A 13,155-nucleotide genomic window follows, 5' to 3' on the forward strand; every position below is an offset into this window, starting at 1 on the left:
CAAAGAAGGGGTCTGACCCCTTCTTTGCTTTAAAGTACTAAATCAAATCTTCTATTTTATCCTTCCCTGACTTAAGGGGTTCATGTAAAATGAGAGTGAATATAACTGAAGACTTGATTAAGGCGGTGTACATATGTTATTTGGTTCCATAGAAGCAGGCGGCACAAAGTTTGTTTGTTCAGTTGGTGACCGGGAGGGAAATATTGAAGCAAGAGCAAGCTTTCCCACCACAGTCCCTGAAGAAACAATGCCACAAGTGATCGAATTTTTTAAGCCTTACACGTTAAAAGGAATTGGAATTGGCTCGTTTGGACCCATTGATATAAACCCGAACAGTCCAACGTATGGTTTTATTACTTCAACACCAAAGCCCGGGTGGAGGAATTACCCTTTTGTCCAGGCCATTAAGGAGCAGTTAAATGTACCCGTTGGCTTTAACACGGATGTGAATGCAGCCGCTCTTGGGGAATTGAGAAAAGGAGCTGCACAAGGACTGGACAGCTGCTTATACATTACGGTTGGGACAGGAATTGGAGCAGGTGCTGTTGTTCAAGGTAAGCTTGTCCAAGGTCTTTCACATCCGGAAATGGGACATATTCTTGTTCGCAGGCATCCAGAGGATCACTACGCTGGAAAATGTCCTTATCATAAGGATTGTTTGGAAGGGCTCGCAGCGGGTCCTGCTATTGAGGAACGTTGGGGTAAGAAAGGAATGGATCTTGCAGAGAAACCAGAAGTGTGGGAAATGGAAGCGCATTATATTGCCCAGGCACTGGCCCAATACATTTTAATCCTCTCACCTGAAAAGATTATTTTAGGCGGCGGTGTCATGAAACAAACACAGCTTTACCCGCTCATTCAGCAAAAGGTGGCAGATATACTGAATCAATACGTTGAGCTGCCAGATCTAGCTTCCTATATTGTACCACCTGGCCTGGGGGATAACGCCGGGATAACGGGAGCACTGCTGTTGGGTGTTGAAGCGGCAGGCTGATCACCTCTGCAAAGAATTGTATGTGCTTTAATCAGTTAAAGCGCAAAAGGGGTCTGACCCCTTCTTTGCGGTAAAGTTTCACTACACTAAATTAAGACAGGCCCTGCCAAGGATACGTTTTAGGGCCGGCTTTGCATTCAGGAGGCATGTAAGATGAATCAACCATTGTTTTTAGAACCTATTTTTCAGGAGCGCATATGGGGAGGGACCACTTTAAGGGATCAGTTCGGATATGAAATTCCGTCTAATCATACTGGAGAATGCTGGGCCATTTCCGCCCATCCAAATGGACCTTCCATTGTAAAAAGTGGCGAGTATAAAGGCTACACCCTTATTGAGCTGTGGAACCAGCACCCTGAATTATTCGGAAATCCATCCTCAAAAGTGTTTCCGCTTCTAATAAAAATTTTAGATGCGAATGATGATTTATCTGTCCAAGTCCATCCAAACGATGAGTATGCATATGTTCATGAAAATGGAGAGCTTGGAAAAACAGAGTGCTGGTATATTATTGATTGCAAGGAAGATGCTGAGCTGATTTTCGGGCATAATGCTCAAACAAAAGAGGAGTTTATCAGCAAAATTGAAAAAGGCGAATGGGACGAGCTTCTGCGCCGCATACCTGTTAAGCCTGGTGACTTCTTCTATGTCCCAAGCGGCACCATTCATGCTCTTTGTGAAGGAACGCTTGTTTTGGAAACACAGCAAAGCTCTGATACGACTTATCGTGTATATGATTACGACCGTACAGACCAAAGCGGGGAAAAGCGCGAGCTGCATTTGGAAAAAGCGATAGAGGTCACGACCGTTCCTAATCAGAACGCCGAGCTTCATGTGGAAAAAACAGAAATACCGGGTGCAGACATCACAACATATGTGCAGGCAGATTATTTTACTGTATATAAATGGGATATTAAAGGAAACGCGAGCTTCAAACAAAATCAGCCATACCAGCTGGCCAGTGTCATTGAAGGACAAGGGACTTTAACTGTAAATGGAGAGAACTATCCTTTAAATAAAGGAGATCATTTCATTCTTCCTGCTGGGGTAGACGAACTGACTATTGAAGGCCAGCTCAGACTAATCGTTTCTCATACGTAAAAAGCCCTATTGCTTACATGCTCAAAAACACAAGGGAAGCCGCCCTTGTGTTTTTTTAACGCACTAAAGCGTAAAAGGGGTCAGACCCCTTTCGCACTTTAAAGCACAGAAGGGGTCAGACCCCTTTTGGGCTTTAAAGTACTACCGCTTTCCCCGCCAAAAGGGCCTTCCATCTATATGAAAACGCTTCCATTTTAAAGGGTTTTATCATATGATAGAAGAAGAGTGAGAGCAGAAAAGGGAGGAAGCTGCAATGACAAGGGAGAAACGATTTGAAACAGAAGTAATTCATAACGGGTACGATTCATTGAACTACCATGGAAGCCTGGTTCCGCCGCTTTTCCAGACCTCCACTTTTACTTTTCCTACAGCCGAAGAAGGGGAAAAGCGATTCGCCGGGGAGACAGAAGGCTATATTTATTCCCGCCTGGGCAACCCGACCGTGAAGGTGCTGGAAGATAAAGTGGCCGCACTTGAAAAGGCGGAAGCAGCCCTCGCATTTGGATCCGGAATGGCTGCCGTGTCAGCTGTACTTTTTTATTTGACGAAATCAGGTGACCATATCCTTTGTTCAGAAGGAATATACGGCTGTACGTTTGGTTTACTCCAATTAATGGAAAAAAAGCACAATATCGGCCATAGTCTCATATCCTTTGATAAGGAAGAAAGTGTGAGAGCCGCCATACGCGACAATACAGCCTGTATCTATATTGAAACGCCTATTAATCCTACGATGAAGCTCGTAGATCTGGAAATGACCGTGAGGATTGCAAAAGAATACGGGATACCGGTAGTGGTCGACAACACGTTCTGTTCCCCCTATTTACAGCGGCCCCTTGAGCTGGGCTGCGACTATGTCTTACACAGTGCCACAAAATATATAGGCGGACATGGAGACGTAGTGGCCGGCCTGCTAGCAGGCAGGAAAGAACCTTTAGCCGAGATAGCCATGACGACATTAAAGGACATAGGGGGCATTATCAGTCCATTTGATGCCTGGCTGTTACTGAGAGGCTTGAAAACACTCCCAGTCAGGCTGGACCGTCATTGTGACAATGCTGAAAGAGTTGCCCGCTTGCTTAAAGAGCATTCTCAGGTGAAAAAAGTGTACTTTCCCGGGGACCCTGATTTTTCACAATACCAGCTCGCTAAAAAGCAAATGAAGCGTCCGGGCGGAATGATCAGCTTTGAAGTAAAAGGAACGAAGGCGGATGCACAGAAGTTTTTAAACCATTGCCATTTGATCAAAATTGCGGTCAGCCTTGGTGATGCAGAGACACTTATTCAGCATCCGGCGACAATGACGCACTCCGTTGTACCAGAGGCAGAGCGAGTAAAAATGGGAATTACAGATACATTGATCCGGCTTTCAGTAGGATTAGAGGCATGGGAAGACATATGGGGAGACTTAAAGCAGGCACTTGATACGTATCAGCCAACCAGTCTCCATCAGGCATAGAAACCGAAAATAACAATCAGGAAAGGTGGCTCCAAACTCAAAAAGAATGCGGGGGAACGTAAATGAAAGACAATGAGAGGAGAATTAAGAAAATTGGGGATGGACTGGGGATTGCCATTCCTAACGAATTACTAGACGCATTGGGATTACAAAGAGGAGATACTCTTACATTTCAGCAGGTAGACGACACGATTGTGATGAAAAAATCAAGGGTACCATCTGAAATGGCAATAGACTTTTCTGAAGCCTTGCACTATTTTATTGATGCCTACAGCGAAACCAACAGAGACTAAAAAGAGAATATTAAGTACAAAAAGGGGAATTTGAGAAGGGAAGCACTCCCTTCTTTGTCTTTTTTAAAAAGGTCCAGATTTGTGTCTGATGCTTTTGTGCTGATCGCGCCAGCACAAAATTTTCCGAAAGGAGCTGTTTTCAGATTTGCGCCCAGCTGTATACATAACCAGAAAACTTCCGGATTCAATCCTTCAGCATTTATCCGGGCATGTCCATATTAAAATGTGGGACAAAGAAAACGAACCTGTACCACAAGAGATATTACAGGAAGAGATACGAGAAGCAGACGGCCTCCTCTGCCTTCTTACCGATCAAGTGGATGAAAAACTGCTAAGCGGTGCACCGCATTTGAAAATTGCAGCCAATATGGCAGTTGGATACAATAACATCGACGTTGCAGCGGCTGCCAAAAGAAGAATCATCGTAACGAATGCACCGGGAGTGCTAACGGAAACGACTGCGGATTTAACCTTTGCCCTGCTGATGGCAGCGGCTCAAAGACTGGTGGAGTCCTCAGATTTCCTCCGGGCGGGTAATTGGTCAGCCTGGACGCCCATGGAGCTGACGGGGCAGGATATTTATGGAGCTACACTCGGAATTATTGGAATGGGACGCATCGGGCAGGCACTGGCGAGACGGGCAAAAGGTTTCAATATGAGGATCGTTTACCATAACCGGTCAAGAAAGCCTGAAGTGGAAAAAGAGTTAGGATTGGACTTTTACACAGATCTTTATGACATGCTGCCTGTCTGCGATTATGTGTGCATCCTGGTACCGTATACCTCGGAGCTTCATCACTTTATCGGGGAAAAGGAAATGAACGCCATGAAGCAAACGGCTGTACTCATCAATACGGCGCGTGGGGGGCTGGTTGACGAAGAAGCGTTGTTTACAGCATTAAGCACCGGGAAGCTTTTTGCAGCGGGGCTTGATGTGTTTGAAAAAGAACCTGTGAATCCAGACTCACCCCTTTTAAGCCTGTCGAACCTGGTCACGCTACCCCATATCGGAAGTGCAAGCAGGGCAACAAGATTGAAAATGGCAAAGCTCGCTGCAGATAATATTATAGCCGTGCTTTCAGGAAAGCCTCCGCTGACTCCTGTGTAAGCAATAAGAAAAATGGCCCCGCTCATGAGGGGCCATTAATCAGGCTGCAATTTTATAACCTTTTTTCAAAAGCGACTCTTTTGCTCTTATCTTCCAAATAAATATCTCCGCAATAAGTAAAATCATTTTTTTGAAGAAGCCGCTGCATCGGAATGTTCTTTTCGTGCGTATCCACTTTAATGCTTCTAACGCCTTTATCTAAACACATTTTTTCTATCAGCGTAATAATTTCGGATGAAATGCCGGAGCCTTTGAAGCGGCTGTCTACTGCAAGCCGATGAATTACAGCGTATTCACCATGGGTTAGCCAATCACCGTTGTAGATCTTGTTATAGGTTTTTTCGCCGTCAAAGGAAATCATTGCAGTACCCAAAATCTGCCCTGCTTCCTCCAACACATAGCTGTATCCATGTTGGATATCCTTCTGGAAGATTTCCGGATTAGGGTAGTTATTCAGCCATTGTTCAATATGATTTGTTCTAAAAAACTCCTGAGCCTGTCTAACGATGTTCATAATGGAATCAATATCTTGTTCGGTTGTTTTTCTAAACTTCATGGCAATCTCCTTTCTTCATAACTATCATTATAAAACAGGAAGGGGATTGTATGGAGTTATTTTTATGGATGGGGAAGGGAACTTACAGACTTTTATAGAAAGAAAAACTGTGAGGTGAATGTTATTGAGAACCGAAAAAGAGATGTTTGATTTGATCATAGGCACAGCTCAGAACGATGAGCGGATCAGAGCTGTTTATATGAATGGTTCAAGAACGAACCCTGCAGTTCCAAAGGATATTTTTCAAGACTACGATATTGTATATGTGGTGACAGAAACGGACTCTTTTATAAAGGATAGAGCCTGGACGGCTATTTTTGGAGATTTACGAATAATCCAGGAGCCAGATAAAACTCCTAGGCCGGAGCAAGCTGTTTATGAATCGTATGGATATTTAATGCTCTTTATGGATGGGAACCGCATCGACCTTCATATCGAAACGATTGATAGAATGCAGGAAGAATACGGAAAGGATAAGCTAACCGTTCCCTTATTGGATAAGGATCATATTCTCTCGGCGATACCGGCTCCTTCAGATGTTGATTACCGGGCAAAAAAACCAACAGAGACGCGTTATTCGAGCTGCTGCAACGACTTCTGGTGGTGTCTTCAAAATGTTGCAAAAGGGATTTGGCGGGATGAATTGCCCTATGCAAAACAAATGTTTGAAGGCGTGGTCAGAGAGAGATTAGATGAAATGATTTCGTGGAGGTTTGGAATAGAGCACGACTTCGCGGTGTCAGCAGGGAAGATGGGGAAGTATTTTAAAAAATATCTTCCCGAGCCGTATTGGGAATTGTACGAACACACCTATTCAGATCATCATTATGACCACTTTTGGGACGCCATATTTGCTGCGTGCGATCTGTTTCGCGCTGCTGGCAAAGATGTTGCTGAGCACCTGCAGTATGCCTATCCCGCGGAGGATGATTCTAACATGACAGCTTATTTAAAACACGTAAAGAAGCTGCCTGCAGATGCGCGGGATATTTTTTAATGTGGAATAAACAAGCCCCCCTCTCACCTCTGATGGCAGATTTGCTAATTTGAGCTAATTTCCCCAAGGCTGATTTCGCATAATGGATAAATTCCAGTTTACGATAAAAGTCCAATCATTTTAAAAGACAATGATTGTTGTCGCTATTAAATTAGCGTTCAGGTTAAAGAAGCAAAAGGGGGAAAACAAAGATTGAATACCACCATATATATGATAAGACACGCAGAATCACCATTTATTTTTGGCCAAGAACGCACAAGAAAACTATCCCTACAAGGGGAAACGGACTCAAAAAGAGTAACCGATTTAATACGTGATGAAAATGTCGATCTCATCGTTTCAAGCCCTTATTCAAGAGCGATACAAACAATTGAGGGAGTTGCCAATGCCAAAAATATCGAAATAAAAGTGTTTGAAGAATTAAGGGAAAGGCAGTTGAAAGGTGCGTATACACTACCAGATGAAGAAATACAACGAGCCATTAAAAAATCCTTTGCAGATCGTGATTTTAAATTACCAGGAGGAGAATCATTAAGAGATGTGCAAAATCGGGCTATACCCGTAATCAAAGGCTTTTTAAACAATTATAAAGGAAAGACCATTCTTATCGGCACTCACGGGGGGGTTATGACCATTATGATGAATTATTTTTGTGACGAGTACGGATATGAATTTTGGAAAAACACTTCTAAACCTGACATTTATAAATTGGTATTTTCAGGGGAAGGCCTCCAATTCGTAGAAAGATTATGGGCTTAACGAATTCAACTACAACTAACAACAAGATTTTACCTGTACAAAAAAATCCATAGAACAGAAAAAGGCGTGTCAAAACTGTTGTCAGTTTACACGCCTTTTTCTACTGCCATTTTTATGAAATACAGCCCCAAACGGAATAGAGCTTTTATTGCCCGTTTGCTTTAAGCGGCTGATCTTCCCTAGGAAATAAAAAGCTTACCGCAAAGCCGAGCAGCGAAACAACAGCAATGATGATAAATAAATGGTGGAGACCAGACTCCAATACGCTTCTTAAAGCAGTTCTTATCACAGCTGGAAGCCTTGCTGCGCTCGTATGGTTAATGAGCTGATTCAAGCTATTGGGTCCCATCGCTTGGCCATGCGGCTGGTTCTGAAGCTTAGAGGCGATACTTGCGTTGAAGTAGGTTCCAAGCACTGCAGCACCAACAGATTGCCCAAGGTTACGGGAAAAAATATTAGAGGCTGTGGCAGCACCTCTCATCGACCAGTCTACACTGGACTGTGCACTAATGATGGTAATCGTAACCACAATCCCAAAGCCTATGCCCATTAACGCTGAAAGCAGATAAAACATGATGGAAGGCGTATGCAGTGTAAACAGGGCAAGCCAGAACATGGACACTGTGATGACAATCATGCCAAGTGCAACAGAAAAACGGCTGCCGCGGCTCAAATGAATTTTTCCTCCCCAAAAGGAGCCAATCATCCAGGTAATGGACATGGGTGCAAGCATGAGGCCGGAAATGGTGGCATTGTAGCCAAGCCCGCCCTGTACCCACATCGGAATGTAAACATTAAGCCCGATTAAGACAACACTGACCAGCAAAGCAACGACATTCGAAACAGAAATAGATTGAATGCGAAACAGCATCAGGGGAATCATTGGTTCCTTTACCTTTGTTTCGATGAAGATAAAGCCTGCCAGAAAAATCACAGCACAGGCAAACAGCCCGATAACGGAAGGCGATCCCCAATCGTGTGTATCGCCGGCTTTTTGCAGGCCGTACAATAATGCAAGCATGCCGCTGGAAAAGGTGATGGCACCCCAGACATCGATGCTCTTTTTTGTTTTTTCAATGGATTCATGAAGGCTGCTCATCACCATAAGGATCGAAGCAAGGCCAAACGGAATGTTAATGTAGAATACCCAGTGCCAGGAGAGCTGATCAACGAAAAATCCTCCCACAAGCGGCCCGATGACTCCGGCAATACCCCAGGCCAGACTGGTTAAGCCGAGCATCTTGGCTCTTTTTTCATGCGGATAGATGTCAGCAATAATCGTGTTGGTAACCGGCATGACGGCTCCTGCCCCAATTCCCTGAATGGCCCGGAAAAGAATTAATTGCTCCATTGTATGGGCAAGGCCGCATAAGGCAGAGCCAATCAGGAAGACGATGGTCCCAATTAAGAATACATGTTTGCGGCCGAACAAATCAGCCAGTTTGCCGAAAACAGGAACGGTTACGGCAGAGGTTAATAAGTAGATGGAAAATACCCAGTTCATCAATTCAATGCCCCTCAAATCGCTGATAATGGTGGGCATGGCCGTACTCACTATTGTCCCCTCAATAGCGGTTAAAAAAGTAGCAACAAAAAGGGCGATGGTCACCATCTTTGTATTCGTTTTCTTCATAAAACTCCTCCCTCCCTCTCTGTCTCTCTTCTTTATCAAAAATCACCACTTACCAGTATATAATGACAAGCCCAAAAGGAAAACCAAAGAAGTGCTTTAGTGCAGTGAAGGGGTCAGACCCCATCATCGCACTAACGTATTAAAGGGGCCTGACCCCTAATTTGCTTTAAAGCGATAAAGCACCACTTCACCCCTGCATTATTTTCTTTTTGCCGAGTCGTTTTGCTTTCTTTTTTACTAGTTTGAATTTTATAATTGTTTTGCAGTTAAACAAAGCTCTATTAGGAGGATGCCAAATGAAGCATCGAAATTTGGGAAGAACAGGTCTAAAGGTCAGCGAAATCAGCCTCGGAAGTTGGCTTACATACGGGAATTCCGTTGAAAAAGAAACCGCTGCAAAAACGATAGACACTGCCTATGAACTAGGGATTAACTCCTTCGACACGGCAAATGTGTATGCCATTGGAGAAGCTGAAAAAATCGTTGGGGAGGCCCTTAGCAAATATCCTCGTGAATCCTATGTTCTCGCTACAAAGGTATTCTGGCCGATGGGAGATGGGCCAAACGACCGCGGACTTTCAAGAAAGCATGTGTTTGAACAGCTCCATGCAAGCCTAAAGCGCCTAAATCAAGAGTATGTCGACATTTACTACTGCCACCGCTATGATAAAAATACTCCAGTAGACGAAACGCTTCGTACTATTGATGACATGGTGCGCCAGGGAAAAGTCCTTTATGTTGGTGTCAGCGAGTGGACAGCACAGCAAATTCAGGAAGGGCTTGGAACAGCCGATAAGTATCTGCTGGACCGCATCGTCGTCAACCAGCCTGTCTACAACATGTTAAACCGCTACATCGAAAAGGATGTCATCCCTGTCAGTGAAGCGAACGGCATTGGGCAAATTGTGTTTTCGCCGCTTGCTCAAGGTATTTTAACAGGAAAGTATACCGATACAAAAAATCTTCCGGAAGGCTCAAGAGCAGCTGATCCAAAATCAAACCAATCCATGAAATCCACGCTGACAGAAGAGAATCTGGCAAAAGTAAAACAGCTGGAGGGTGTAGCAAAAGAATTGGATGTTAAGCTTTCACAGCTTGCATTAGCTTGGATTCTGCGCCAGCCGAACGTGGCAAGCGCATTAATTGGCGCAAGCAAATCAGTTCAGGTTCACGAAAATGTAAAAGCGCTCGACATCGTCCTTTCAGAAGATGTTCTCCAAAAAATTGAAAGCATTTTACACTAAACCAGCAGCATAAATGACATATATCAATGCCATAGAATAAGGCCTAAAGCCCCGGAATTAAACTGGGGCTTTTTTGATGCGCCTAAATATTAAAAATAGATTGATAATTAACAGATGAGGATATATAATCAAATTAAATTAAACGTTCAAATAAATTTGTACGTTTAATAAAATTAGAAAGGATTTGTGCAGCAATGAAACAGCTTGACGTTTTGGATATCACCTCATTTGAACAAGCAAAAGTACTTTCCCATGAATTAAGAAGGAGAATTCTGTCTCAATATACGGATAATCAAGTTCCACGCACTGCCAAGCAGCTGGCAGACCAGATGAATCTCCCTGCCTCCAAGGTTCATTACCACGTCCGTGAACTGGTGAAAGCAGGCCTCCTAGGTCTAACCGGCACAAATGAGGTCAATGGAATTGTTGAGAAATACTATCTGCCTGTTGCAAAGGATTTTCGTATCGTCTTAAAAGATATGGACACTCAACTGGAGGGCAAGCAAAAAATCATTAACCAAACTCTTACGGAATTTAGAAAAGGTTTTTTGCAGGCAATGGCAGAGGAAGCTGAAAACAGTATGCTCGATGTATATCATCTGCATTTAACGGCTTCCGAAAAAGAGGAACTGACAAAGGAAATAAAGTCTCTCGGAGAAAAATGGCATCAAAAAGTAAAAGAAAGAGAGACAGATGAGATGAAGTCGCAATATGAAATTGTATTGTCTGTTTATAAAAAGGAATCTGATTAGAGAAAGGAAGAACAGGAAATGAAATCGTTTATCGCAATCTGGGCAGGACAGTTCGGCTCTTTGATTGGTTCGAGTTTGACCTCCTTTGCCCTTGGGGTGTACGTCCTGCAGAAAACAGGATCTGTTTCGCAGTTTTCCTTCATTCTTTTATGTATGACGGTGCCTGGACTGGTGCTGGCACCCTTAGCTGGTGTTCTGGTCGATAAGTGGAGCCGGAAGCGCATGATGATTGCCAGCGATCTTCTTGCTGGTTTTTCCACATTGGGGATTGCAGCCATTTTGTTTTTCTCCCATCTGGAGCTTTGGCAAATTTATCTCTCAGTAGCCTTGTCCTCGATTGCAGGGATTATTCAGTTTCCTGCCTATCAGGCCATTGTTTCACAGCTCGTTGAAAAAAAGCATCTGGGCCGGGCGAATGGTTTAATCCAATTGTCGGATGCATCCGGCTCCATTATCGCACCGCCGCTTGCAGGCATTTTATTGCCGCTGATCCACCTGAAGGGGATCTTCATCATAGACTTCTTTTCCTTCTTCCTTGCGATCTTTTCAATCCTCTTCATTCCAATTCCTCATACTAGAATGCAAACGGAAACCTCCAAAAAACAATCAATCTTGCAGGAAATGAAAGAAGGGCTCGACTATCTTTTACAGCATAAAGGACTGCTGTGGCTCCTAACCTATTTTGCTTTTACCAATTTCCTGTTTGGCTTCGTCAATGTCTATACACAGCCGCTTATCCTCTCACTAGGAACAACCAGGGACTTAGGGTTTGTCCTATCTTGTTTAGGCACAGCCATGGTTGCCGGAGGGGCGGTCATGAGCGCATGGGGAGGTCCGAAAAGAAAAGCGCTTGGCGTTCTGTTCTTTGGTGTCATCAGTGCCTTCTTTTTTACCCTGATTGGAGTCAATAAATCCATCTTTTCCATCAGTGTGTTCTTGTTTCTCAGCTTCTTCTTTCTTCCTTTTGGCAACAGCTGCTCACAGGTCATTTGGCAAAGCAAGGTAGAGACAAATATCCAAGGACGGGTGTTTGCCCTAAGAAGAATGATTGCAATGTCCCTGATGCCGGTTTCTTACTTGCTTTCAGGGCCATTGGAGGAAAAAATTCTTGCACCACTTATGGAAAAAGGACAGATGGGGCAGCAGCTTTTAGGAGGGTGGCTTGGTTCAGGGGAAGCTGGAGGAATCCGTCTTTTCTACATTGCCATCGGCATTAGCTGGATTCTTCTGTCGCTTCTCTTGTGGTTGAAGCCGGAAATTAAAGGACTGGATGAAGGCTATCAAAAAGAAAAGAAGCTTCAAGCGGCTGCAGCGCTGGAAAAATAAAATACTTCTCTGCTTTAAAATAGAAAGGCTAAAGGCAAAAGAGGTCAGTGCCAACTTACGCCTTTAGCCTTTTAATGAATTTCCGCACAGATGAGCCCGAAGTAGGTGGGCACTTCATATGAAAGAAGATCAGTATGTCGGATGTCTGCAGGAATGGTGCCTGCCAGAATCATGGTTTGCCAGATGCCGTCCGGCTTTGCTGCATCTACATATTCCGGGTCAAATTCGCTCATCTTCTCGAGTTGTCCGGACTTGATCAGTGTCACAACATCTTCATCCAATAGCTTCGCTGCAGGGTTGTATCCATACGGTCCGCTTTCATGATGAGCGTGTGACCAGTCGCAGCTTGCAATCAAGCCTACTCTCAGCTTTGTCCGTTTTACAGCCTGGGCGAGAACCTCTCCAAAACGATAATGGACATCGAGCGGCACCTCGCGTGAAGGGGTAATGACGACAATGGGTACATCCGGCATAAAGGAAAGCGGCACGATGGCTCCCCAATCCAGCTGGAGGCAGGAGATGGGACCGGCGCTTGTACCATAATTGATCGTAGCGGCAGGGAGCGCATTTTCCTTGGCAGCCTCTGTGATGCTTAAGGCAAGGTTCCGTTCCACCAGGCGTTCCATGCGATAGACACTGCCGTTTTCTTCCACAATGCCTTCCATGCGCTCACTGTTGCTGATGGAAAAAAAGCCTTCTACTCTTGTTCCATGAGGTGTCAAAACGATAATGGCATCCGGTTTTGCCGCCTGCATTCTTTCTCCAAGCTCCTGCATGCTGTCTCGTGTTTTTTGCATACGTGAGGGATGGCTTCCTTTCAGCTCCGGAATGATTTCCCCGCCGTGGGGAGCAATACACGCAAAAACAAATGGGTTCATCTTTTACAACTCCTCTGCTCCTAAAGCTCGTCCTAGTATAGATACGACATTTTTT

General features: G+C 44.3%; 13 protein-coding genes. 10 read left to right on the forward strand and 3 right to left on the reverse strand.

Going from position 1 to position 13,155, the window contains the following annotated elements:
* The first annotated feature begins 133 nt into the window (after positions 1–133).
* The 5 genes from A5N88_RS19390 (at position 134) to A5N88_RS19410 (ending at position 4,955) form a co-directional block, all read left to right on the forward strand.
* The gene (locus A5N88_RS19390) at positions 134–994 is read left to right on the forward strand and encodes an ROK family protein (protein WP_066269068.1); all 861 of its coding nucleotides are present in this window, start codon (positions 134–136) and stop codon (positions 992–994) included.
* 153 nt (positions 995–1,147) lie between these two features.
* A complete protein-coding gene (gene manA, locus A5N88_RS19395; RefSeq protein WP_066269070.1) occupies positions 1,148–2,095 on the forward strand; it encodes a mannose-6-phosphate isomerase, class I in 948 nt (315 codons plus the stop codon).
* A gap of 253 nt (positions 2,096–2,348) precedes the next feature.
* A complete protein-coding gene (gene megL, locus A5N88_RS19400; RefSeq protein WP_066269072.1) occupies positions 2,349–3,554 on the forward strand; it encodes a methionine gamma-lyase in 1,206 nt (401 codons plus the stop codon).
* A 62-nt stretch (positions 3,555–3,616) separates the two neighbouring features.
* The gene (locus A5N88_RS19405; RefSeq protein WP_066269075.1) at positions 3,617–3,847 is read left to right on the forward strand and encodes an AbrB/MazE/SpoVT family DNA-binding domain-containing protein; all 231 of its coding nucleotides are present in this window, start codon (positions 3,617–3,619) and stop codon (positions 3,845–3,847) included.
* 145 nt (positions 3,848–3,992) lie between these two features.
* Positions 3,993–4,955 (forward strand): 2-hydroxyacid dehydrogenase, encoded by a 963-nt coding sequence (locus A5N88_RS19410; RefSeq protein ID WP_066269078.1) that lies wholly within the window; start codon positions 3,993–3,995, stop codon positions 4,953–4,955.
* A gap of 52 nt (positions 4,956–5,007) precedes the next feature.
* Here the strand turns inward: A5N88_RS19410 and A5N88_RS19415 are convergent, their stop codons facing one another.
* Positions 5,008–5,511 (reverse strand): GNAT family N-acetyltransferase, encoded by a 504-nt coding sequence (locus A5N88_RS19415; protein WP_066269081.1) that lies wholly within the window; start codon positions 5,509–5,511, stop codon positions 5,008–5,010.
* Positions 5,512–5,635: 124 nt separating this feature from the next.
* On the opposite strand from A5N88_RS19415, the gene A5N88_RS19420 reads away from it, so the two are divergent.
* Together A5N88_RS19420 and A5N88_RS19425 are read left to right on the forward strand one after the other, a co-directional pair.
* Complete coding sequence (locus tag A5N88_RS19420; RefSeq protein WP_066269084.1) at positions 5,636–6,508, forward strand: aminoglycoside 6-adenylyltransferase; 873 nt, start codon at positions 5,636–5,638, stop codon at positions 6,506–6,508.
* A 192-nt stretch (positions 6,509–6,700) separates the two neighbouring features.
* Positions 6,701–7,267 carry a histidine phosphatase family protein gene (locus A5N88_RS19425; RefSeq protein WP_066269087.1) on the forward strand — a complete coding sequence of 189 codons (567 nt, stop codon included), beginning with the start codon at positions 6,701–6,703 and terminating at the stop codon, positions 7,265–7,267.
* A gap of 145 nt (positions 7,268–7,412) precedes the next feature.
* On the opposite strand, the gene A5N88_RS19430 is transcribed toward A5N88_RS19425, so the two are convergent.
* Positions 7,413–8,900, reverse strand: a complete 1,488-nt coding sequence (locus A5N88_RS19430; protein WP_066269093.1) for an MDR family MFS transporter — start codon at positions 8,898–8,900, stop codon at positions 7,413–7,415.
* 296 nt (positions 8,901–9,196) lie between these two features.
* Between A5N88_RS19430 and A5N88_RS19435 the strand changes: the two genes are divergently transcribed.
* From A5N88_RS19435 to A5N88_RS19445, 3 genes are all read left to right on the forward strand, one after another.
* Positions 9,197–10,144 (forward strand): aldo/keto reductase family protein, encoded by a 948-nt coding sequence (locus A5N88_RS19435; protein ID WP_066269096.1) that lies wholly within the window; start codon positions 9,197–9,199, stop codon positions 10,142–10,144.
* A 194-nt stretch (positions 10,145–10,338) separates the two neighbouring features.
* Positions 10,339–10,896 (forward strand): ArsR/SmtB family transcription factor, encoded by a 558-nt coding sequence (locus A5N88_RS19440; protein WP_066269097.1) that lies wholly within the window; start codon positions 10,339–10,341, stop codon positions 10,894–10,896.
* Positions 10,897–10,914: 18 nt separating this feature from the next.
* Entirely contained in the window at positions 10,915–12,222 is a 1,308-nt protein-coding gene (locus tag A5N88_RS19445) for an MFS transporter (protein ID WP_066269099.1), read from the forward strand.
* Positions 12,223–12,293: 71 nt separating this feature from the next.
* On the opposite strand, the gene A5N88_RS19450 is transcribed toward A5N88_RS19445, so the two are convergent.
* Complete coding sequence (locus A5N88_RS19450; RefSeq protein ID WP_066269103.1) at positions 12,294–13,100, reverse strand: DODA-type extradiol aromatic ring-opening family dioxygenase; 807 nt, start codon at positions 13,098–13,100, stop codon at positions 12,294–12,296.
* Positions 13,101–13,155 lie beyond the last annotated feature (55 nt).

This window comes from Heyndrickxia acidicola, assembly GCF_001636425.1.
GTDB lineage: Bacteria > Bacillota > Bacilli > Bacillales > Bacillaceae_C > Bacillus_AE > Bacillus_AE acidicola.